This window comes from Sorangium sp. So ce296, from assembly GCF_051529605.1.
Lineage (GTDB): Bacteria > Myxococcota_A > Polyangia > Polyangiales > Polyangiaceae > Sorangium > Sorangium cellulosum_D.
The window spans coordinates 11,247,178-11,269,711 of the sequence record NZ_CP150325.1 but is presented as its reverse complement, the minus strand read 5'-3'; the positions used below and the strand labels follow the sequence as shown (position 1 = coordinate 11,269,711).

Annotated in this window: 14 protein-coding genes; 6 read left to right on the top strand and 8 right to left on the bottom strand. The window is 72.7% G+C overall.

From position 1 onward, the window contains the following. Positions 1-7: 7 nt before the first annotated feature. Positions 8-472, top strand: a complete 465-nt coding sequence (locus tag WME98_RS41665; RefSeq protein WP_437947219.1) for a hypothetical protein — start codon at positions 8-10, stop codon at positions 470-472. An 87-nt stretch (positions 473-559) separates the two neighbouring features. On the opposite strand, the gene WME98_RS41660 is transcribed toward WME98_RS41665, so the two are convergent. Continuing rightward, positions 560-2,833, bottom strand: coding sequence for a hypothetical protein (locus tag WME98_RS41660; protein WP_437947218.1), 2,274 nt, complete (start codon positions 2,831-2,833; stop codon positions 560-562). A 223-nt stretch (positions 2,834-3,056) separates the two neighbouring features. Between WME98_RS41660 and epmA the strand changes: the two genes are divergently transcribed. The 3 genes from epmA (at position 3,057) to WME98_RS41645 (ending at position 5,374) form a co-directional block, all read left to right on the top strand. Next, complete coding sequence (gene epmA, locus WME98_RS41655) at positions 3,057-4,343, top strand: EF-P lysine aminoacylase EpmA (protein ID WP_437338084.1); 1,287 nt, start codon at positions 3,057-3,059, stop codon at positions 4,341-4,343. Next, on the top strand, positions 4,340-4,891 hold the full coding sequence (locus WME98_RS41650) for a hypothetical protein (RefSeq protein WP_437947217.1): 552 nt from the start codon (positions 4,340-4,342) through the stop codon (positions 4,889-4,891). The genes epmA and WME98_RS41650 overlap by 4 nt, the downstream gene beginning before the upstream one ends. A 90-nt stretch (positions 4,892-4,981) precedes the next feature. Then, positions 4,982-5,374, top strand: a complete 393-nt coding sequence (locus tag WME98_RS41645; RefSeq protein WP_129575293.1) for a DUF423 domain-containing protein — start codon at positions 4,982-4,984, stop codon at positions 5,372-5,374. A 34-nt stretch (positions 5,375-5,408) separates the two neighbouring features. Here WME98_RS41645 and WME98_RS41640 read toward each other — a convergent pair whose 3' ends face one another. From WME98_RS41640 to WME98_RS41625, 4 genes are all read right to left on the bottom strand, one after another. Then, on the bottom strand, positions 5,409-8,714 hold the full coding sequence (locus WME98_RS41640) for an efflux RND transporter permease subunit (RefSeq protein ID WP_437947216.1): 3,306 nt from the start codon (positions 8,712-8,714) through the stop codon (positions 5,409-5,411). After that, positions 8,715-9,890, bottom strand: coding sequence for an efflux RND transporter periplasmic adaptor subunit (locus WME98_RS41635; RefSeq protein WP_437947215.1), 1,176 nt, complete (start codon positions 9,888-9,890; stop codon positions 8,715-8,717). Positions 9,891-10,196: 306 nt separating this feature from the next. Continuing rightward, a complete protein-coding gene (locus WME98_RS41630) occupies positions 10,197-11,762 on the bottom strand; it encodes a hypothetical protein (protein ID WP_437947214.1) in 1,566 nt (521 codons plus the stop codon). Between the two features lie 98 nt (positions 11,763-11,860). Next, the gene (locus WME98_RS41625) at positions 11,861-16,258 is read right to left on the bottom strand and encodes a DEAD/DEAH box helicase (RefSeq protein ID WP_437947213.1); all 4,398 of its coding nucleotides are present in this window, start codon (positions 16,256-16,258) and stop codon (positions 11,861-11,863) included. A gap of 125 nt (positions 16,259-16,383) precedes the next feature. Here WME98_RS41625 and WME98_RS41620 point away from each other — a divergent pair, with 125 nt between their 5' ends. Further along, positions 16,384-17,037, top strand: coding sequence for a Uma2 family endonuclease (locus WME98_RS41620; protein ID WP_437947212.1), 654 nt, complete (start codon positions 16,384-16,386; stop codon positions 17,035-17,037). 506 nt (positions 17,038-17,543) lie between these two features. Here the strand turns inward: WME98_RS41620 and WME98_RS41615 are convergent. Further along, positions 17,544-18,758, bottom strand: coding sequence for an alpha/beta hydrolase (locus WME98_RS41615; protein ID WP_437947211.1), 1,215 nt, complete (start codon positions 18,756-18,758; stop codon positions 17,544-17,546). Positions 18,759-19,171: 413 nt separating this feature from the next. After that, on the bottom strand, positions 19,172-20,482 hold the full coding sequence (locus WME98_RS41610) for an MFS transporter (protein WP_437947210.1): 1,311 nt from the start codon (positions 20,480-20,482) through the stop codon (positions 19,172-19,174). A 282-nt stretch (positions 20,483-20,764) separates the two neighbouring features. Between WME98_RS41610 and WME98_RS41605 the strand changes: the two genes are divergently transcribed. Then, positions 20,765-21,253, top strand: coding sequence for a GNAT family N-acetyltransferase (locus tag WME98_RS41605; RefSeq protein ID WP_437947208.1), 489 nt, complete (start codon positions 20,765-20,767; stop codon positions 21,251-21,253). Here the strand turns inward: WME98_RS41605 and WME98_RS41600 are convergent. Next, entirely contained in the window at positions 21,154-22,173 is a 1,020-nt protein-coding gene (locus tag WME98_RS41600) for a helix-turn-helix transcriptional regulator (protein ID WP_437947207.1), read from the bottom strand. The genes WME98_RS41605 and WME98_RS41600 overlap by 100 nt on opposite strands. Positions 22,174-22,534 lie beyond the last annotated feature (361 nt).

Sequence of the window (22,534 nt, the reverse complement as noted above, 5' to 3'; positions counted from 1 at the left end):
AGCGCGCGTGAAAGCCCTGAAGACGTCGCGCAACGCCTTGCGCCCCGCGCTCCTCCTGGCCGCGCTCGCCGCGGCGTTCGTCGCCTCCGCCGCGAGCTGCAGCCAGCAGCAAGAGGGCGAGCCCTGCGAGATCGCGAACGGCAACGAGGACTGCGCGAGTGGCCTCGAGTGCAGGGGCATCGGCCAGCAGCAGCTACAACACCGCTGCTGCAGGCCCGGCGTGGTGACGCAGGTCTGCGATCCGACGCAGAATCCGGTGACGAGCACCGCGACCACCACGACCACCACGACCACCGCGAGCGGTACGGGGGGCGCTGGTACGGGCGGCAGCGGCGGTGACGGCGCCGGCGATGGCGGCGGCGGCAACGGCGGGGCGGGCACGGGCGGCAGCGGCGGCGCCGGCGGGGCGGGCACGGGCGGCAGCGGCGGCGCCGGGGGAGCCGGCGGCGCCGGGGGCGCCGGCGGGCGTTAGCGCAGCGGACGCGGACGCCGCGTCACGGCGACCGCAGCGAGGCGCACGAGCGTCGGCGCCTCGCCGGCCATCCTGGCCCGCGCGGCTTCAGCGCGGCTCCCTCCGCTCCAGCTGATTCCGGCGCGCGGCGCGCCTGAGCGCCGCCGCTCCGGCGAGCGCGATCCCGGCGAGCGCCGTCCACGGTGCGACCGGCGCGCTCGGCGCGGCGGCGCGGCACGCGCACCCCGCTGCGGGCGGCTCCGCGGGCGTCTCCTCGGCCGGATCGGTCGGCTCCGGCGTCGCGCCGCCCGTCGAGCCGGGCTCCGGCTCGACCGGGTCCACGGGATCGACCGGCGGCGGCTCGACCCCGAGATCGGCGCTGTCCACCGACACGGCGGTGGACGGGCAGTTCGCGTGACCGATCACCATGTAGTACGTCTGCGTGGGATCGAACGGCGGATCGGACGTCTCGTCGATGACGATCTCCCCGTACGTGTCCGTGATCCCCTCGACGCTGTAGTCGTAGTTCCTGGCCTCCGGCATCACGTCGCCCATCGCGAAGCCGACGTGCCGGCCGCTCCTCACGTAGATGCTCCAGTCGAGATCGGTGCCGCCGCGGGGCTCGAGCTCCACGGTGAAGCGGATGCCCTTCGCGGTCCGGTCCGGCGTGCTCTTGAAGTGGAAGAGGCTCTGGAGGCTGAGCTGCCTGCGCCACTCCACGCACGACGCCCCGGTCCCGTAGACCAGCGAGTCGATGCCGAACATGTGCGTCCTGCGCGACTTGCCCCCGCTCAGGTCGAGCACCTCCTCGCAGTCGTCGAGGCCGCGGCTCTTGAGCAGCGCCGCGACGGTGTCCGCGTCCGCCGCCGTGAGCTCGCCGGAGCCCACCAGCTTGTCGGTCGCCCTCGTCAGCGCCTTGGCGAAGTCGCCGAGCGAGGCGTTGCGGGTCAGCAGCGTCAGCGCGCTCCAGACCAGCTTGTCGCCCAGCTCGGCCCCGAATTTCTCGTGCAACGACCACGCGAGGCTCCCGATCAGCTCGCCGTCGTCGTGCACCTCGCCGACCAGATCGTCGGGGCACACCTTGACGTCCTCCGAGAGCTCGCGCTGCGCGCCGAAGGGCTCGAGCGACGCCTCGCCGAGCGTCGAGTCGCCGTTCACGGTGCACGCGAAGTAGTCCGCGAGGCCCTCGTCGATGCTGCCGGCCCACGGGGAGAGCCCGTACTCGTTCACCGCGAACTGGCCCTCGCTGTAGCCGACCGCGTTGGCGGTGACGTAATGGGTGAACTCGTGGAGGAACACGTCGGAGTCGTCCGAGAAGTCGAAGAACGAGCCCTGGCCGATGGCGATGAGGTTCGGCGCGCTGAAGGGCGCCTCCGAGCCCATCGGCGAGAAGAACGCGTTGTCCATCGGCCGGCCCGACTCCAGCATGTTGGCGATCGCGACGAGCTTCCAGCTCGGCGACGCCATGTCGAGCTGATGGGCCGTCGTGAAGTAATCCCGCATCCGGGTGAGGTGGTAATAGACGCCGACCTGCGCGAACTCGTCGCGCGCGTCGTCCGCGCTCCTCGGCGGGTCGTAGAGGAAGTCCTCGCCCGCGTTCGGGCCGACGCGCTGCTCGAGGGTGAGCGGGACGCCGCTCATGAGGTCGCCATTCACGTAGTTCACCACCCTGAGGTTGCCGCCCCAGCCGCTCAAGGTCTGCGGGTCCCCCGCGTCGAGGTCGACGAGCTCGCGATCCTCGAGCCGCGGCGTGACCGCGGAGCTGATCGGGTAGACGCGCCCGCGCGCGTGGACGGCGAGCGATCGCCGGTGGACGATCTTGCCAGCGTGCGCGTCCACGAGGAAGCGCTCGCCGCCGAGCTCCGACCGGACGTCGACGACCCAGACGAGCTTGCCGCCCGTCTCCGCCTCGGGGAACACCGCGAGCGCCGCGCTCGGCCGCTCGGGCAGGCTCATCCCGTAGGTCGCCTCGACCGCGCTCCGCGCCGCCTCCTCTCGGTATTTCGGCGCCGCCGGGACGGACAGGTCGCGCGCCACGTCGAGCACCACGAGCTCCACGCGGCCCCCCGGGGCCACGTGGACCGCCGCGGCGCCGCCGAGCACGGGGAGCCCTGCGTGGAACTGCGCGAACCGGACGGTGCGGTGATCGCCGTCCTGGAGCTCGCGCTCATAACGCAGCGAGACTCCCTGGAGCCGGAGCTCGGAAACGGCGCGCTTCAGGTACGCCTCCGCCGCGCTGCGCGCGCCGCCGGCGACGCGCAGGGACGGGTCGGTCGACACCGAGCTCGGCGGTACAGTGTGCCACTCGGACGCGGCAGCGGCCCCCGCGAAGGTCAACGTTGCGAGCGCGGTCAACGGAAGCAAGAGCAGCTGTCGTCCCATGATTCTCCTCTCCGGCTGGGTTTCTGCGAGCGGCGCTCGCGCGAGGCGCGGCATGGCCGGACCGACGAGCGCGACCAACGTATCGAGTTACGTTGGCTCATCAAGGAGGAGAGGCGCGGTGCTCTCCCGGAAAAATAACGAGTTGTAGCGTCCGTTGGCTTCTTGCCTGACGTCTTTGGTCGACTTGCGTGATATGTCTCCGGCACACTCGGCGCAGGATCCTGTGACTCTCCTCCACACCGACGTCTCGACTGGGGCCCCGGCGACGCTCGCGCCGAGCGACATCGCCTCCGCCGGTGCGACGCTGCCCGGAAGGGTGCGCGTCGGCGGTCGCGTGCTCGACGTCGCGGAGGGCGCGGTCGTCCTCGGCGACGCCTTCGGCGCGCTGCGCGTCGCGCTGGAGGGCGCGCCCGCGCCGCCGGTCGAGATCGGCGATCTCGCGGTGGTCGAGGGGGCGCCGGCCGGCGGCGCGCTCGCCTCGGCGCGGCTCGTCGAGCGGATCGCGCCGCGGAGGCCGCCGCGGGGGCGCTCGGGGGCCGCGGCGCCGCCGTCGAGCGAGACCGAGCGGGCGATCCACCGCGGGCTCGGCCTCGCGCTCGCGCGGCGCGCGGCGGCGCTCGCGGCGGTGCGAGCGCTGTTCGCCGAGCGCGGGTTCCTCGAGGTGGAGACGCCGAGCATGGTCCCCTCCCCCGGGCTCGACCTGCACCTCGACGCGTTCGCGGTGGAGGCGGCGCGGCCGACGTTCCTGATCACGAGCCCGGAGTACCAGATGAAGCGGCTGCTCTCGGGCGGCGTCCCGCGCTGCTTCCAGCTCGCGCGCTGCTTCCGGCGCGGGGAGCTCGGGGACAGGCACAACCCGGAGTTCACGATGCTCGAATGGTACCGCGCCTTCTCCGGTGTGGACGAGGTGATGTCCGACACGGAGGCGATCGTGCAGCGCGTCGCGGGCGCGCTCGGCGCGGACGGCGCGATCTCGGTGTCCGGCAGGGCGGTGCGGCTCACGCCGCCGTTCCCGCGCATCTCGGTCGGCGACGCGTTCGCGCGCTGGGCCGGCGTGCCCGCGGACGACGCGATCGCGCTCGCGTCGAGCGACGAGGAGCGGTTCTTTCGCCTGCTGGTGGACGCGGTGGAGCCGGCGATCGCGGCGCTGCCCCACCCGGTGTTCCTGGTCGATTTCCCCGCGCCGTTCGCGTCGCTCGCGCGGCTCAAGCCGGGAGATCCCCGGGTGTGCGAGCGGTTCGAGCTCTATGTCGCGGGGGTCGAGCTCTGCAACGGCTTCGGCGAGCTGACCGACCCGGTCGAGCAGCGCGCGCGGCTCCTCGCCGATCAGGCGGCGCGGGCGGCCCGGGGCAAGCCGGTCTACCCGATCGACGAGCGCTTCCTCGGCGCGCTCGAGGAGGGGATGCCGCCGGCGGCGGGCAACGCGCTCGGGGTCGATCGCCTCGTCGCGCTGTGCCTCGGCGCCGCGTCGATCGGCGACGTCCTCGCGTTCCCTCACGGCTGGCTGTGACCTCCGGGGCGGTCCCCGAGGACGGCGCGCGCCTCTCGCCGGACATCCTGGCGCAGCTCGCCCGCAAGTACCACACGCTCGCGGAGCTGCGGCGCGCGCGGGCGGCCGGCGAGCCGATCCCGGGCAAGGAGGTGTTCCGCGCGCTCGCGGGGGAGTTCCCCGGCGCGCTGAACGAGCTCGACAACCTCCCGCTCGACGAGATCGATCGGCGCCACGACGCGCTCTCGCGGGCCCTCGCCGGGGGCGCGGAGGAGCGCTGGATGGCGTGGATGCACGGCTACCACGCGCTGATGCGGGCGGCGCTCTACGTGAAGATCCGCGTGGCGCGGCGGCAGGAGCTCTCCGAGGGCGAGGCGGCGGCGCTCGCGGAGCGGGCGGCGAGGCACGCCGGCGCGCCGGTCGACGCCGCGTTCGTGATCGCGGTCAAGGCGCCGCCGGACGGCCGGCTGAACCGCGTCGTCCTCGGCCGCCTCGCGGCGATGTCCGGCGCGTCGATGGCCGAGATCCGGGGGACGATCTTCCCGCGGCGGCCGGCGCAGGGCGGCTGACGCGCCTCGCGCAGCGCCGGCCCGCTGGCCGGGCGCGCGGCCGCACGCGCCCCGTGACGCGCTCCAGCCATGGGCTAAGCTCCGCGCCCGATGGAACGGCTCTTCTTCCTGCTCTCCGGTGTCTACGGCTTCCTCGGGGTGGCGCTCGGCGCCTTCGGCGCCCACGGCCTCAAGGCGACGTTCGACAGGCTGCCGGACGGCCCGTTGCGCGCCTCGTGGTGGCAGACGGGCTCGCTCTACCACCTCGTCCACGCCCTCGCGCTGGCGCTCGCCGCCCACCTCGCCGCGCGCACCGGCGGGACAGCGGCGACGGTCGCCGGCTTCTGCTTCGCGGCCGGCGTACTCCTCTTCTCCGGCAGCCTCTACGTGATGACCCTGACCGGCGTCCGCGTCCTCGGCGCGGTCACGCCGCTCGGCGGGCTGTTCTTCCTCGCCGGCTGGGGCGCGGTGATCGTGGCCGCGCTCGGGCTCGCGAAGGGCTGAGGCGCCCCCCCGGGCCGACCGCGCCGCCCGGCCTCTACGTCGACCTGCGCGCGCGCGCGAAGAGCCGCCCGATCCGCGCGGACGTCCGCTCGCCGAAGGCGCCGACGCGCGCCCGAACGCGCCCCCAGCGCTCGCTGTGCGCGAGATCGTCGAGCAGCGAGTACGAGACCGGCGTGACGATCAGCGTGAGGAGCAGGCTCAACGACTGGCCGCCGATGACCACCACCGCGATCGTGTGGCGCTCCTCGGCCCCGGGCCCCGTGCCCAGCCAGAGCGGGAGCATGCCCGCGACCAGGGCCAGCGTGGTCATCAGGATCGGCCGCAGCCGATCGCGGTTCGCGTGGAGGATCGCCTCCGCCCGCGGCATGCCCTCGGCGCGGAGCTTGTTCATGTGATCGACCTGGAGGATCGAGTTCTTCTTCACGACGCCGAACAGCACGAGGAAGCCGAGCGCCGAGTAGAGGTTCAGCGTGTTCCCGGTCGCCCACAGGCTCAAGAGCGCGAACGGTACCGACAGCGGCAGCGAGAGCAGGATCGTGACCGGGTGCACGAGGCTCTCGAACTGCGACGCCAGGATCATGTACATGAGCACGATCGACAGGAGGAACGCCCAGATGAACTCGCCGAACGTGCGCTCCAGCTCCGCGCCGCGGCCGCGCACGCTGGTCGTGTACGCCGACGGCATGTCCATCTCCCGCGCCGCGCCGCGCAGCGCCTCGAGCCGGTCGGCCAGCGCGTAGCCGGGCGCCACGCCGGCCCGCAAGCTCGAGACCCGCTGGCGATCGAGCCGATCGATGCGCGACGGGCTCTTCGCCTCCTCGATGCGCACCAGGTTGTCGAGGCGCACCAGGTCGCCCCGGAGCAGCGGCGCGCCCGCCGCGGGCGCCGTCGCGGCGCCAGCGCTGCCCGCCTGCGGCCGCGCCGTCCGCGGCACGTAGAGCCGGCGGACGGCCGCCAGCTGATCGCGATCCTCCTCGACGAGCCGGAGCTGCACGTCGTAGTTCTCGTTGGCCTCCTCGTCGCGGAAGCGCGAGACCTCCTGATCGCCTCCCACCATCAGGCGCAGCGCGCTCGCGATGTCCTGCGTCCGGACGCCGAGCGCCGCGGCGCGCTCGCGATCGATGATCACCCGCAGCTCGGGCCGGTCGATCTTCAGCGTCACGTCCGCGTCGACGATGCCGCCGAGCTGCGCGGACCGCTCCCGGAGCTCGTTCGCGTAGCGCTCGAGCGCCTCGATGTCCGGCCCCTGGATCGCGAAGTCGATCTCGAAGTTCCCGCCGCCGATGTTGAACGACGGCACGTTGCGGACCGAGATCCGGAGATCGGTGTACTTGCGCAGCTTGCGCCGCACCTCCTGCATCACCTCGCTCTGCGCGTAGTTGTCCTTGAACGCGCGGAGCGGGTTGCCGGAGAACGTCTCCCGGAACAGCCGCGTCAGGGAGAAGGTGCGCTCGTCGTGCGGGGCGATCCGGACGAACGCCTCGCCCGAGCTGACGCCGCCCACGAAGCCGCCGCCCGCCGTGGCGAGCACGCTGCGCACCCCGCGCACCGAGCGCACGTCGTCGCTGATCCGCCGCATCACGTCGTCCATCGCGCCGATGCTGGCGCTGAGCGGGCCCGTGACGCGGATCTCGAACTCCGCGTCGTCCGCGCCGGAGGGGATGTACTCCTGCTTCACGAGCCCGTAGAGCGGCACCGCCGAGGCCGTCACGAGGACGGCGAAGGTGGCGACGAGCGCGCGGTGCCGCATCGCGAACGCGAGGGCGCCCATGTACTTCGCCTCGAGCCGCCCGTAGAAGCCCGTGCGCGTCGCCGCCTCGCCCCCGCCGCCCGCCTCGCCCGACCCGTGAGCGCGGCTCGCCTCCTTGCGGAGCAGGCGCGCGCTCATCATCGGGGTCAGCGAGAAGCTGACGAGCAGGCTCACGAGGATCGCGACGGTGGCCGTGATCCCGAACTGGAACAGAAACCGCCCCGAGATCGACGACATGAACGACACGGGGACGAAGATGACGACGAGCGACAGCGTCGTCGCGAGCACGGCCAGCCCGATCTCCTGCGTGGCGGCCCTGGCCGCCTCGAAGGAGTCCATCTTCTTCTCCTCGACGAAGCGGAAGATGTTCTCGAGGACGACGATGGCGTCGTCGATGACGATGCCCACCATCAGGACGAGCGCCAGCATCGTCACGCTGTTCAGCGTGAAGTCGAGCGCCCACATCATCCCGAACGTCGCGACGACCGACGTCGGGATGGCGACCCCCGCGATGATCGTGGATCGCCACGACCTCATGAACAGGAGCACGACCGCGCACGCCAGGAAGCTGCCGAGGACGAGGTGCACGTTGATCTCGTGCAACGCGGTGTAGATGTAACCCGACTGGTCGCGGATCACCTCGAGCTTCACGTCCGAGGGGAGCTGGTCGGAGAGCTTCGCCACGTTCGCCTTCACGGCCTCGATCACCGCGACCGTGTTCGCGCCCGACTGCCGCACGACGTCGAGGACGACGGTGGGCCTCCCGTCGAGGCGCGCGAGCGACCGCTGCTCGTAGGTGCCGTCCTCGGCGCGCCCGATGTCGCGCACCCGGATGGGCCTGCCGTCGACCTGCCCGACGACCAGGTTGTCGAAGTCGCCCGCGTGCTCGAGGCGACCCATCGTGCGCAGCGTCCGCTCCTCTTCCTTGCCGGTGACGTTGCCGGCGGGGATGTTCGCGTTCTGCTGGACGATGGCCTCGCGGACGGCGGTGATCGGGAGGCCGTAGGCGGCGAGCCGATCGGCGGAGAGCCAGATCTTGATCGCGCGCTCCTGCCCGCCGACGACGCGCACCTCGCCGACGCCCGAGGAGCGCTCGAGCTGCACGCGCACGAGCTTGTCGGCGATCTCGGTGAGCTCCCGGATCGAGCGATCGGCGGAGAGCGCGATCGTCATCACGGGGGTCGAGTCGTTGTCCTGCTTCGCGATGACGGGCGGATCGGTGCCCACCGGCAGGCGGCGCAGCGCCGCCTGCACGCGATCGCGCACGTCCTGCGCCGCCGAGTCGACGTCCCGGTCCAGGTTGAAGGTGGCGATGACGACGGAGCTGCCGCTCGTCGAGATCGAGCGGAGCTCGGCGATCCCCTCGACCGTGTTGACCGCCTCCTCGATCTCCTCGGTGATCTCCGCCTCGACGTCCTCGGGCGCGCCGCCCGGGAGCGTGGTGCGGACCGAGACCGTCGGCAGGTCCACGGCGGGGAAGCGATCCACGCCCAGCCGGAAGTACGCCACGGCGCCGACGACGATGAGGGCGAGCCCCAGCATCGCGGCGAACACGGGCCGCTGGATGCAGATCCTGGCGAGCGCTTGCATCTAGCTCCCCTCCACCACGTGCACCGGCTGACCCTGCTGGAGCGAGCCGGGGCGGGCGACGACCGACTCGCCCACCGCGATGCCGGAGACGATCTCGACGCGATCCCCCGCGGTCTTCCCGGTGACGACCTGCTTCTCCTTCGCCTTGCCGTCCTCGACCGTGATCACCTTCGCGAGGCCGGCGAACCGGACGATGGCGGTCGCGGGCACCGACGGCGCCGGCTTGGAGGTCACGACGATCTGCGCGGTGACCAGGCTGCCCGGCCGCAGGTGGCCGGGGTTCTTGATGTCGCTCTCCACGAGCAGCGTCCGGCTCTGCGGGTCGATCGCGGGCGCGAGGCGCGCGACCGTCCCCGCGTAGACGGCGCTGTCCCCCGGGACGATGACGCGCACCTGCTGCCCGGCGCGCACGCCGGCCGCCTCGGTCTCCGGGATGGCCACGCGCAGCCGCAGCGGGTCGACGCGGACGATGTCCGCGATCGGCGCCCCCGCGGCGAGGAACTGGCCCACGCTCGCCCGCCGCGCCTGGACGACGCCATCGATCGGCGACCGCACCGCCGCGTCCGCGAGCTGCTGCCGCGCCATGCGCAGCTCCGAGCGCCGCTGGCGCACCGCCGCCTTCCGGATCCGCACCTCCTCGCGCGCCGACTGCACGGCCGTCTCCGCGCGGACCGCCGCCGCCTCGGCCGCGTCGAGGTCCATGCCCGACATCAACCCTTCCTTGGCGAGGCTGCGCGCGCGTACCTGGTTGGCCTGCGCCTCCTTGAACGTCGCGAGGGCCTCCCTCACGATCGCGACGCCCTCGACGTCGAGCTCGTCATCGGGCCCGTCCTGAGGCAAGCCGAGCTGAGCGCGGCTCTGCGCCAGCGCGGCCGCGGCCTGCTCGATGCGCAGCTCGTAATCCCTCGTCTCCAGCTGGGCGATGACCTGATCTTTCGTGACCGGGCTCGCCAGATCGACCGCGATCGACGCGAGGCGGCCTGGCATCTTGGCCCCGACCGTCACCTGCTCATCGGCGTCCAGCGTCCCGGAGATGTCGATGGTTTGTTCAACGACCAGCTCTGTCACCGGGGCGAGCGTCACCTCCTTGGCGCTCGGCGCGGTCTTCGCCCCCTTCGCGCCTTCAGGCTGGGGCGCTGCCTTCTTGTCGCACGCAGCGCACTGCAGAAGCACCACCAGGAGCGCGGCCCAGGACGTCCAGAACCCCCTGAGCTGACTGCGGGAACAGCTGACCGAGTTGGAGGGTTGGTTGGAGGGTTGGCAGAGCGCTGGATGGGCAATCCACATGTCGGCGGCCTCAGATGACCAGGAACGCCCCCCCGAGCGCGTGCAGCGAACGGATATTGACGCATCAGCGTTGGGGCGCAACGTGCGCTCAGGCACGCCGGGGCCGCGATCGCCGGAGCGCGGGCGGCCCGCGCCTCGGCGTTCGGAGCCGGGCGCGGGCTCCGGCCGAGCGGCGGCCCCCGCGCCGGGCGTCGCTCAGGGGTCGAGCTTCATCAGGTAGCCGTCGGTCTCGCCGCGCGTGGTCACGGGGCCGCCGCCGAAATCCACGGTGCCGCGGAACGCTCCGACGGCGAACACCTCGCCCTTGGGGCCGAGGGCCACGCCCCCCGCCATCTGCATGTCGGGATCGCCGATCTGACGGCTGAAGAGGTGCTTGCCGTCGAGCCCGAGCTTCGCGATGAAGATGTCTCCCCCGCCGAGATACCCGTTGCGATCCTCTTTCGTGCCCTGGCTCTCGAGCACGGTGTCGTCGAAATCGATGCTCCCGAGGAAGGTCCCCGTGACGACCGCGCTGCCGTCCGGAGCCACCGCGATCGACGCGACCTCCTGCAGCTCGGAGTCGCCGAAACCCCGGCTGTATAGGTGATTTCCCGCCGGATCGAACTTGGCGACGAAGAAGTTCGGCTTCGTGCCGAGCGCGACGAGCGGCCCGCCGCCGAAATCGACGCTCCCCTGGAACATCCCGGCCAGGAACACGTTCCCTGCGGCGTCGAAGGCCACTTGAGAGGCCGCGTCGTAAAGGCTGTTGCCGAACGCCTTCTGCCAGAGCAGCCCGCCCTTCGGGCCGACCTTGGCAAAGAAGATATCGCGTCCCCCCTTGGAGACGAGGGGCGGCGCGCTCATCGGGTCGAGGTTGAAGCTCTGATCGAACGTGCCGGCGATCGCGACGTTGCCCTCCCCGTCAGCGGCCAGCCCGCCCGCCGCGAGCGACGCCCTGCCATCATCGATGTAGAGCGTGAAGGCGTGATTGCCGTCCGCGTCCAGCTTCGCGACATAGACCGCATTGCCGCTGATGGCGTCGCCGACCGGCCCGCCGCCGAAGTCGGCCGTTCCGCCGAGGGTTCCGGAGATGAGGACCGCTCCCTGCCCGTCGACGGCGACGTACTCGAGCTCTTTCACGTACTGATCGCCGAACCCCTTGCTCCAGACGTGGTTGCCGGTGCCGCTCTCGAACCTCGCGAGACCGAGCCCGCCGTTGTTCTGGGGCAGCGGGCCGCCGCCGAAATCGAGGTTCTGGAAATAGCTCCCGCCCACGAAGAGCCCGCCGCCGGGGCCGTGCGCGACGTGCTGGCCGCCGGGGAGGCTCAAACCGAACGACCTGCTCCAGAGGTGCTTGCCGTCGCCATCGAACTTCGCGAGGAACGCCGAGGAGCCGTCCTGCGCGACGATGGGGCCGCCGCCGAGATCGATCGCGCCGGAGAACCGCCCGATGACGATCGGGTTCCCCTCGGGGTCCACGGCGACGCTCGCGGCCGAGTCGAAGCCGTTCTCGCCGATCTGGATCGCCCATCGAAGCCGCCCCGGCGCCGCCGCGGCGCCCCCCTCCCCGCCGCTGCCGCCGTCTCCGCTGCTGCCGCCGCCTCCGCCGCCGCCCGCGGCCGGCTCACCTCCTCCAGCGCTGCCGCCGCCGCCCCCGTCGCCGACACCGCCGCTCCCATCGCCGTAATTCCTCACCTTGGGCGAGCAGGCCGCGGCGCCGAGGGCGGCGATCGAGAGCAGCACGAGGGCGCGAACATGAGTGCCATGGTTGGGTGAACGCATCCCTCGAGTATATAAACGGCGCGGGCGCGAGGTTCCTTTGAATCCGCGGGCCGCCGCTCAACGCTGTAGCGGAGGAGGCGAGGAGCGCGGCGGAACGCTCACACCGCTGCTCGCGAGAACGCGGCCTGCGCCCGGGGCCGCCCGCCCGCCGCGGGGGCGATGGGCGCGAGCGGGACTCCATCGCGGTAGATCACCACGTGACCGAGCGCGGCCGGGATGCGCGGCCCCGGCGTGACGATGCCCACGAGGTTCAGCGGATCGCACGCGCACAGCTGGACGATCTCCCCGGACGGGGGCTCGCGCCGGACGGCGCGGAGCCCGTCGAGCGCCTCGGGCAGCGCGAAGTGCTCGCCCACGAAGCCGGCGATGAGGTGGCCGCCCCGGATCTGCCCGGCCATCTCGAGCCGCCGGTAGACCCGCAGGAGGTCGCGCCACGCCGGCGGCCGCGGCTCGCGCGCGAGCAGCTCGCGGCAGACCACGCCGTAGCGGCGGAGGTACTGGTGCGCGAGCGCCTCGACGACGTCGAGGCCGTCGGCCCCGTCCCCGCAGGCGCCGGGCGCGTCCGGGCGCGCCCGCAGCAGCGACCACCGGCCCGACGCGACGGGCCCCGCCCGGCGCGACCCGCCCCGCAAGCGGCCGGCGCCCAGCGCGACGGCCGCGGCGGCGCCGCCGCCGAGCAGCGAGCGCAGCGCCGCGAAGCCGTCGCCGGTCACGAGCCCGGCGGCGACGAGCTCCCAGAGCGCCTCCTCGACCTCGGCCCGGGACCGGCCCGCGCCCGCGGCGATGTCGTCGAAGAACGACGCGCCCGCGCGCGCGAGGAACGACAGCACGCCCTGCGCCGGCTCCGAGAGCGACGCCGGCGGCGGCTCGCCCTCGGCCTCCCGCGGCGCCAGCAGCCACGGGAGATCGCGCCGCAGGGCCAGCGTGATCGGCGCCGCGCGCGTGGGCGCCGACGCGTCGCGCGGGACCACGCGGCCCCAGGCCACCTCGCCGGACAGGCAGAGCGCGTCGAGCAGCCCCTCGTCGTAACCGGCCACGCGCGCGGGCAGCACCTCGCTCTCCCACGCCCCGGCGGCGAGCTCGAAGCCCTGCAGCTGCTCGATCACCCGCCCGAGCCCCCCCGGCCCGCGCGCCTGGGTGCCCGGCGCCACGCCCTGCCACGCAAGGAGGAACCGGATGAGCTCCGCCGCGGTCGCCGGCTCGATCGCCTTGCGCAGGCCCGTGACGGTGCGGCGGTGGATGCGCGCGAGGAGGCGGCGGTCGCACCACTCGATCGATGGATCGCCCGGCGCGCCCGTCAGGAAGCGCCCGCGCAGCGCGCCGCCCGCGAGCTCGATCCGCGCGAGCGCGGACAGCGCCTCGTCGGCGGGCACGTCGAGCCGCCGCGCGAGCTCCTCGGTCGAGACCGGCCCCGCGGCGCTCAGGAAGCCGCGCACGAGCGCCGTGATCGCGGCGCCGCGGTCTTCGCCCCCGCCCTCGGGGCGCAGCGCGGGCGGCACGGCGACGTCGGGCGCGAACGCGGCCCCCGGCCAGATCGCCTCGACGAGCGGCCGCCGCTCCGTCGCGACCCAGCGCGGCGCGGCCGGCGACCCCGCGCCGGCGTCGCGCGCGGCGCGCACCTCCGCCGCCCGCCCAGCGGCGCAGAGCGCCTCGAAGAGCCGCGCGAAGCCGCTCCGGATCCCCTCCTCGGCGGGGAGCGCGACCCGGTCGAGCAGGAGCTCGTGCAGCTCGTCCGCGTCGCGCACCTCCGGCCGCGCCTCGGCGACGACCTCGGCGATGACCGCGGGATCGAGCCCGCCCAGCCGCTCGGACACCTCCGCCGGGAGCCCGCGCCGCACCCGGACCGCGCGGGCCCGCCGCTCCTCCAGCGGGGCGTCGTCGAGGAACGCGTAGGGGTTCGCGTTCAGGATCTCGTGCGAGAAGACGCTCGGCTCCGGCGTGTCGAGCGCGACGACCCGGATCGCCCCGCTGCGCAGGCCGACGAGCAGGCTCCGCAGCCCCTCGACGTCCATGAGCTCGGTCAGGCAGTCGCGCAGCGCCTCGCGGACGAGCGGGTGGTCCGGCGGGTCGACGTGCGCGAAGAGCCCGTGGTTGTCCTGGCACCCCTGCTGCTCGGGGAAGATCGAGAGCAGGAGGTCGTCGGCGCGCATGCGCTGGAGCGCCGGCGGCACCCGCCGGCCCCCGCGGAAGCGGAGCAGCGCGAGCGCGCGGGACGCGGCCCAGCGGAACCGCGTGCGGAACATCGGGCCCTGGAGCGCCGCCTGCACCAGCACCTCCTCGAGGCCCTCGGGGCGGACGAGATCGAGCACGTCCTCGATCGGCAGCCCGTGCTCCGCCGAGAGCGACAGCAGCACGCCGTCGTCGGTCGCCGCCGCCTGGAGCTCGAAGTCGAACGAGCGGCAGAAGCGCTTGCGGAGCGCGAGCCCGAGCGCGCGGTTCACCTTGCCGCCGAGCGGCGTGTGCACGACGATCTGCTGCCCCCCGGCCTCGTCGAAGAAGCGCTCGACCACCACGGTCGCGCCGCCCGGGACCGCGCCGAGCGCCGCGCGCCCGGCCTCGATGTAGTCGCGCACGAGCAGCGCGCCGCGCGCGTCGAGCGCGCACTCCTGCATGAGCCACCGCGCGGCCAGCGACCTCGCCGCGCGCGCGTCCTCGCCGCCGCCCTCGCCGCGCCGCGCCCCCGGACGGCCGGCCTCGGCCCGCTCCTCCTCGAGCCGCGCGGCGACCTCGGCGCGGAGCGCCGCGACCTCGGCCGAGAGCTCCGGCGTGCGCGCGGGCGCCTCGCCGAGCCAGAACGGCACCGTCGGCGCGGCGCCGTGGGCGTCCTCGACCCACATCTGCCCGCCCTCCAGCCGGAGCACGCGCCACGAGGTGTTGCCCAGCAGGAACACGTCGCCCGCGGACGACTCGATCGCGAAGTCCTCGTCGAGGGTGCCGACCTTCGTGCCGTCGGGCTGGAGCACCACGTCGACGGCCGCGAGGTCCGGGATCGCCCCGCCCGACGTGAGCGCCGCGAGCCGCGCGCCGCGCCGCCCGCGCAGCCGGCCCCCGATGGCGTCGCGGTAGACGAGCGACCCGGCCCGCTGCCGCGCGCCCCGGGCCGCCGAGGCGCCCTCGCCGCCGGGGCCCGCGGCGCCGCCCGACACCATGGCCACGATCGCGTCGAACTCGCGGCGCGACAGGCCCTCGTACGGCGCGGCCCGCCGGACGAGCGCGTAGAGCCCCTCCTCGTCGCGCTCCTCGCACGCGCACGCGGCGATGATCTGCTGCGCCAGCACGTCGAGCGGCCCCTCGCGCGACGTCATCCGGTCGAGCTCCCCGCGCCGCGCCGCGCGCACGATCGCCGCGCACTCGACGAGCTGGTCGCGCGTCAGCGGGAAGAGCCGCCCGCGCGGCGTCGCCGCGAGCGCGTGGCCCGAGCGGCCGATGCGCTGGAGGGCGACGTTGATCGACCGCGGCGAGCCCACGAGGCAGGCGAGGTCGACCGCGCCCACGTCGATGCCGAGCTCGAGCGACGCGGTCGCGACCACGACGCGGAGCTCCCCCGCCTTGAGCCGCCGCTCGGCCGAGAGGCGCCGGGCCCGCGAGAGGCTGCCGTGGTGGGCCGCGACGACGTCCTCGCCGATCCGCTCGGCGAGCGCGTGCGCGACCCGCTCGACCAGGCGGCGCGTGTTGACGAAGACCAGGGTCGAGCGCGCCTCCCCCGCGAGCGCCGCGATGCGGTCGTAGATCTCGGCCCACTGCTCGTTCGTGCAGACCGCGCCGAGCTCGTCGCGGGGCACCTCGACGGCGAGGTCGAGGTCCCGCCGGTGCCCGACGTCGACGATCTCGGGCAGCTCGCGCGCGCCGGCGACGAGCCGGGCGGCGATCTCGATCGGGCGCACCGTGGCGCTGAGGCCCACGCGCTGCGGCCGGGCGCCGCCGCGGGAGATCACGAGGTCCTCGAGCCGCTCGAGCGTGAGCGCGAGGTGGGCGCCGCGCTTGTCCCCGGCGACGGCGTGGACCTCGTCGACGATGACGGTGCGCACCCCGGCGAGCGCGCGCCGCCCCGACTCGCTCGTCAGCAGGATGAACGCCGACTCCGGCGTGGTGACGAGCACGTGCGGCGGCCGGGCGGCCATGGCGCGCCGCTCCTGCGCCGGGCTGTCCCCGGTGCGCACGACGGCGCGGATGCCCGGCGCGGGCAGGCCCGCTTCCCGCATGGCCGCCGAGATCTCGGCGATGGGCTGCTCGAGGTTGCGGTGGACGTCGTGGGAGAGCGCCTTGAGCGGCGAGATGTAGAGGACGTCGGTGCGGTCCTCGAGGGCGCCCCGCGCCGCGTCGCGGACGAGCCGGTCGAGGCAGAAGAGAAAGGCGGCGAGCGTCTTGCCGGCGCCGGTCGGCGCGCAGATCAGCGTGTCGCGGCCGGCCGCGATGACCGGCCAGGCGCGCTCCTGCGCGGGGGCGGGGGCGCCGAAGCGCCCCTGGAACCACCGGTCGACGACGGGGTGAAACATCCGGCCGAGGGTAGCCGGGGCGGCCGCGGGGCGGAAGCGGGAGGCGGGAAGCGCAGGCCCGCCGCGGGGCCCGGGCGATGCTCCCGAGGAGACCGGCGACGGCGTGCTACGCTGGACCCGTCATCATGGTGCAGGGCGCAGTCGTCATCAGGCAGAGCGCGGTCAGCGAGGCGCCGGCCAGGGCGAGGCTGACCCTGGCCGACTGGACCAGCCTGCCGGAAGACGAGCCTGGCGAGCTCGTGGACGGTGTGCTCGCGGAGGAAGAGGTGCCGGACGCGGTTCACGAGGTCGTCGTGGCCTGGGTCGTCGGGGTGCTCCGGAGCTGGCTGATCGCGCGGGGCGGGCTGGTGCTGGGCTCCGAGGCGAAGTTCGCCGTGACCTCCTCGTCCGGCCGCAAGCCCGACGCCTCCGCGTACCTGCCCGGGAGCCGCAAGCCGCCGCGCCGCGGCGTGATCCGCTTCCCGCCCGACATCATGGTCGAGGTGCTCTCTCCCTCGCCGCGCGACGCGCGCCGGGACCGCGTGGAGAAGCTGCACGAATACGCGCTCTTCGGGGTGCGCTGGTACTGGCTCGTCGACCCGCAGGCAGCGACGCTCGATCTCCTGGAGCTCGGCGCGGACGGCCGGTACGTGCACGCGCGCGCCGCCGCAGCCGGCGTGGTCTCCGGCGTGCCGGGCCTCGAGGGGCTCACGCTCGACCTCGACGCCCTCTGGGACGAGGTCGAGCGGCTCGGCCCTGAATCCGGCGAGGCGCCGCTCGGCGAGCAGCGCTCCGAGTAGCGGCGCCGCCGCGCGGTAGCCATGGCCGTGTCGCCGCGCGAGGCAGTACCTGCGGCGGCGCGTCATCGGGTGCTCGGGCGGAGCGCCTCGATCCGCTGCTCGATCTGAGCGCGCTCGGCATCCATGTTCCCGGGGGCGCGCTGCTCGCCCTGGGGAAGGGCGACGTTCCGAGCCTCCCTCCGCGGCAAGAGCTCGTCGATCGGCAGCCAGGTGAGGCAGCAACTCCAGACGACGCCGACATAGGTCCACGGGATCCGGGCGGCGTCCGCGCGACGAAGAGCGCCGGGGGCGCCTGCCCGGCGACCACGAGCACGAGGAAGATCAGCGACCGCTACTCCTCGATCCCGAGGTGGAGCCAGCTCGTGGAGAGGTTATAGAGGTATAGAGGAGCCCGAAGGGTCTCGACGATCTGCCTCGCTCGCCGGCCGAGTCCGGCACCGCTCGACGGTGCCGGCAAGACGCCTATGGCTCCTCGCGTGAAGCCGCACGGAGCGACGCTCGACGGATCAGCTTTGATTCCGTCTTGCTCGCGCTCTGAAGAGGACGGCGCCGATTGCCGCAAGATAGAGCCCGAAGCGCCAAGGCGGCGTTCCGGGGTTGGACCCGGGGACCGAGCAGCTGCAGCCAGAGTCGTCCGTCGAGGGCGTACCTTCGTCGGTGCCGCTGCTCCCACTGCTCGCGACCTGCCCGCCAGTCGCTGGAGAACCGCCTGTCGTGACGGCATCACCTCCGGTCGCGCCCCCGCCGTTTCCGCCTCCGTCCCCTGCACTACCGCCGTCGCCCGAGGCCCCGCCCGCCCCGCCGCCGCCCGCCTCGCCGCCGGCCGCCCCGCCGCCGCCCGCCCCGCCGCCGCCGCCGGCCCCGCCGCCGCCCGTCGCGCCATCGTCGAGGAAAATGCGTTGGGCGAAGTTGTAAAAGCTGCGGTTCCAGACGGTCTTGGTATGGCCTTCATTCGGCTCGATCTGGTAAATATGGTCGATGTTGTTCGCGTCCAGGAAGTCGTGATATTTTTGGCTGTTGCCGATCAGCCCGTCCGCACTCCCGCAAGAGATGAAGATGAGCTTCACGTTCTCCTTGACCGCAGCCACATCCCTGATGGTCTGACTTGGCTGCTGGGTGTTGGGCGCAGCCGAATACGGCCCGATGTAGTGAAAAACATCGGTATTGGGGAACCCGAAGTTGAAGGTCTGCCCCCCGCCCATTGACAGGCCGGAGATGGCCCGCAAATCGGCATCCGTCGCGGCGGAATACGTCCTCTCGACCCAGGGGATCAGGTCGTTGAGCAGGACGTCCCCGAAATTCGCGAAGCGCGCGAAATCGTCCGCTCCGTCCATCTTGCCGCTGGGCATCACAACGATCATGGGCTTGGCCAAGTTCTTCGAGTACAGATAGTCCATGATGTTGTCGGCATTGCCTTCGTTGCTCCCCTGGCCGATCCAGGAAACCTCATTGCCGCCGATTCCATGATGCAGGTAAACGACAGGATATTTCCGGTCCGTCGAATACCCCGGAGGCGTATAAACCGTCACCTTCCGCATTCCGTAGTTCCGGGTCGGATAGCTGACGGAGACGTCCACCTTCCCATGGGGAATGCCGGGGTTCTTGGCATCGAAACCCGCGGGCGGAACGGGAAGGTTAGCGGGGTCGCTGGCATACACCGCGGCGGGGAGGACAGAGATGACCGAGAGCGAAAGGACAGCAGGCCAGTTCTTTAGGTGCATGAGGACCTCCAACGCGCATCAGTGCCAAAATCGAATTCAGCAGCCCGCGCTATCAATGCATTGGCGCATTTTGCATTCTCACCGCGGTGTCCTAAGCGCGCAGCGCGCTGCAGGCAGCGTGCAAAAATACGCCTCAGGCGTTCCAAAGAGCAACTGGGCTAGGGAATCAAAAAGCGATTCAAATGTCAAGCTCCTCGATGGTCGAGCCTCGTCTTCAACCGGCCGATGCGGCACATCGAATGCGAGCCACCACCCCCGGAAAAAGCGACGCCATCTCAACCATTGAGTCACGCATCGAAGGCGCCGCCTCCACTCCACAGCCACGACCTGCGAAATGCGAATTGCAGGGCGAACGCGGAAGAGGGCGATCGCCACCGGCATGCTCGGCGCGTCCGGCTGATTCCGCCGGCGCCCTACCAGTCTGCCAGCCGGGGGACGAGCACCTGGATGCTGACGCCGGCGATGATCAGGCAGCCGGCCAGGAACAGCATGGGGGCGAGCTGGCTGCCGGTCGCGTCGTAGATGCGCGGCACCACGTTCTGGGCCACGAAGCCGCCGAGGTTGCCCACCGAGTTGATGGCGGCGATGCCGGCGGCGGCGTGCGGGCCCGCGAGGATCTTCTGGGGCACGCTCCAGAACACCGGCTGGCCGGCGAAGATGGCGGCGGCGGCGACGCATAGCAGGGCGAACTTGAGCGCTGCGCCTGGCATGACCACGCTCAGCACCAGGGTGAGGGCGCCCAGCAGCATGGGGCCGGAGATGTGCCAGGCGCTGACGCCGTTGCGGGCGGCATGGCGTGGCACCCACCAGAGCGCCAAGGCGACGAAGACCCAGGGGATGACGTTGATGAAGCCGTTCTGGACGTTGGAGGCGCCGAAGCCCTTCACGAGGGTGGGCAGCCAGTAGCTGAGGCCGTAAGCGCCGAGCGGCAAACCGACATACAGTCCGGCGAGCGCCATCACTCGTATGTCCAGCAAGGCCCGCCAGGGGGAGCCTTCCGCCTGCTGGCGGGGCTCCGCGGCGAGGGTACTGGCGAGCCAGGCCTTCTGGTCGGGGGTGAGGAAGCGGGCCTGCTCGGGGTGGCTCGGCAGGCGCCAGAGGACGTAAGGCGCGAGCAGGACGGCGGGAGCGCCGGTGGCCACGAACACCCATTGCCAGCCAGCCAGCCCCAGGAGGCCGTCGAGGTCGAGCAGCGCGCCGCCGATGACCGACCCCACCGCGTTGGCCACGGCGCTGGCGATCATGAAGGCGCCGATCATGCGGGCGCGGTGCGCCTGCGGGTACCAGAGGGTCAGGACATAGAGCACGCCCGGGAAGAACCCGGCCTCCGCCACGCCCAGCAGGAAGCGCAGGACGAAGAACATGGCCGGGCTCTGGGTGAACCCCAGCGCGATGGTGACGAGGCCCCAGGTGCCCATGATCCGGCTGAACCAGACCCGGGCGCCGACGCGGACGAGGATCAGGTTGGCCGGCGCCTCGAACAGGAAGTAGCCGAGGAAGAACAGCGAGGCGCCGAGGCCGTAGGCGGCTTCGGTGAGGCCCAGGGCGCCCACCATCTCCAGCTTGGCGTAGGAGACGTTCTGCCGGTCGATGTACGCGATCAGGTACATCAGGCAGAAGAGCGGCATCAGGTGACGGGTGATCCGCTTCAGGGTCGCGGGCCCGATGTCCGGGTTCAGGGTCGCGGGGCCGATGTACGGGGCCGCGCCCCCTGCGTGCCGCATGCCATCCTCCAATCCTCTCCATATGTTATGAAATCCAAACTCGATCCTAAAGTCAAGCTCTCATAGCGGCCGTCCCAACGTACAGCCACGCTGCGCGCGCTGCACGCTGATTAAAACGCATTTGGCTGTGGGTTGCCGTTACGCCCCACATTGCGCTGTTCCTCGCGACGTCACGGCCCGGATCAGACGAAGTTGCGGTGCCGGCGATCGCTCTTCGTCATGATCTCGTCGGCGCGCAGGCGCGGCCTTCCCCCCGCCTGCAAACCATGCTCTAGAGGCGGCATGGCGTCGCGCGCGCTGCCCGCGGTGATCCGGGCCGAAGATCTGCTCTCCTCCGTAGCGCTCTCGTTGATCGGACGGCTGAACGCGGAGCTCACCGAGCGGTACCCCGAGGAGGGAGCGACCCATTTCCGGCTGGATGCAGCGGAGGTCGCCCCGGGGCGCGGCGCCTTCCTCGTGGCGTACGCGCGGGAGGTGCCCGTGGGCTGCGGCGCCGTGCGCGCCCTCGACACAACGGCCGCCGAGATCAAGCGCATGTACGTGGTCCCGGAAGCGCGCGGACGCGGCATCGCGGGCGCCATCCTCCGCGCGCTCGAGGAGCAGGCGCTGGCCCTCGGCCGGACGCGCCTCGTGCTCGAGACCGGGGTGAGGCAGCCCGAGGCGCTCGCGCTCTACCGCCGCGCGGGCTTCGTGGAGATCCCGCCGTTCGGCGAGTACCTGGGCTCGCCGCTCAGCGTGTGCATGGGCAAAGATCTCCCCGGGCCGCGCTGACCGCCGCCGGACGAGCCCCGGCGGAGCACAGGAAGCGCAGGCCCGTGCAGAGGCAGAGCCGCAAGGGCTCCGCTCCTTGGCGCGGCGCGGCGGGGCGCGCCGCGCGCGCGCGCCCGCCACTCGCTCGGGCTCTGCCCCGTCGCCTTGCGGAACATCGCGCTGAAGTGCTGCGCCGACGCGCAGCCCACGTCGAGCGCGATCGCCGTCAGGCTGTCGTCGCCCGTGAGCATCCTCCCCTGGGCGACGCGCACCCGCGCGGCGTTCACCTCGGCCTGGAACGTCGTGCCGGCTCGCCGCAGGTGCCGCTGCAACGAGCGCTCGGAGAGGTGGAGCGCCCGCGCCGCCTCCGCCAGGGCGGGCCGGCAGGGCGACGCGCAGAGCAAGCGCCGAAGCGAGCCGAGCACGCCGGCGGCCTCGCCGGCCTGCTCTCGCAGCCCGATCACGCGCCCGACCAGCGCCTCGCGATCGCCAAAGCCGAGCCAGGCGAGCGCCTCGCCGATGCCGTCGAACACGGCGACCGGGAACGAAGGCTTCAGGACCTCGTAAAAGCCGGAGACCACGGCGCCGGCGAACCCCGGCGGCCGCACCAGCGCCTGCCGTACGACCAGCTCGCGAAACGGCTGCCAGCGCGCCGAGAGGTAGGCCGCCATCGACGCGAACGCCGCCGGGTCGGCGCCCTCGAGGCCCTGGAGGTCGACGAACGACACGTGACGGCCGCCGTGCGGCGTCAGCACCGCGTCGTTCAGCCGATTGAGGCGCTCGATGTCGCCGGCGCTCGGCCGCCCCCACAGCGAGAACCCTTTGAAGGCGCGCTCGGGGTACCAGAAGACGAACGTCGGGTCGACGAAGTACTTGCCGATCGGATCGGCCAGGAGCTCATCGATGCTGGAGGCGCTCTTCAACTCGTCGAGAGAGACCATTGGCGGACATCGGACGTGCGCCGTCGATCGAGCGCTGTGCGCCCCGGCGCGCGGAGCGCGCTGCGACCGTTCAGCGCCGACGCGGAGGGCTCGGGTTGTCGGTTGGTCAGTTCGTTAGCCTGACGAACGCACTCGACATGCCACGCGCCCGGCCGCGCCCCTCGCCTCGGCGCCAGCCGCCTCCACGCCCTCGCGGGGCCCGCCTCTCCGTGCGCTTTTCCGGAGCGCGCGCGCCCCGGAGCCCCCGCGCCGTCCGCACCGGCGCGCGTAGGCCACGGCCGCCCCGGGTGCCGGCGTTAGGACCGCGCCAACCTGGGCCATGGCGGCTGGCGCAGGTCGGCGCACCACCGGGGCTCCAGCG

Bases quoted from the DNA above. Each gene is read 5' to 3' on its own strand.
- WME98_RS41610 (WP_437947210.1), bottom strand. From the start codon at position 20,482: ATGCGGCACGCAGGGGGCGCGGCCCCGTACATCGGCCCCGCGACCCTG.
- WME98_RS41620 (WP_437947212.1), top strand. From the start codon at position 16,384: ATGGTGCAGGGCGCAGTCGTCATCAGGCAGAGCGCGGTCAGCGAGGCG.
- WME98_RS41660 (WP_437947218.1), bottom strand. From the start codon at position 2,833: ATGGGACGACAGCTGCTCTTGCTTCCGTTGACCGCGCTCGCAACGTTG.
- WME98_RS41630 (WP_437947214.1), bottom strand. From the start codon at position 11,762: ATGCGTTCACCCAACCATGGCACTCATGTTCGCGCCCTCGTGCTGCTC.
- WME98_RS41605 (WP_437947208.1), top strand. From the start codon at position 20,765: ATGGCGTCGCGCGCGCTGCCCGCGGTGATCCGGGCCGAAGATCTGCTC.
- WME98_RS41640 (WP_437947216.1), bottom strand. From the start codon at position 8,714: ATGCAAGCGCTCGCCAGGATCTGCATCCAGCGGCCCGTGTTCGCCGCG.
- WME98_RS41615 (WP_437947211.1), bottom strand. From the start codon at position 18,758: ATGCACCTAAAGAACTGGCCTGCTGTCCTTTCGCTCTCGGTCATCTCT.
- WME98_RS41625 (WP_437947213.1), bottom strand. From the start codon at position 16,258: ATGTTTCACCCCGTCGTCGACCGGTGGTTCCAGGGGCGCTTCGGCGCC.
- WME98_RS41645 (WP_129575293.1), top strand. From the start codon at position 4,982: ATGGAACGGCTCTTCTTCCTGCTCTCCGGTGTCTACGGCTTCCTCGGG.
- WME98_RS41600 (WP_437947207.1), bottom strand. From the start codon at position 22,173: ATGGTCTCTCTCGACGAGTTGAAGAGCGCCTCCAGCATCGATGAGCTC.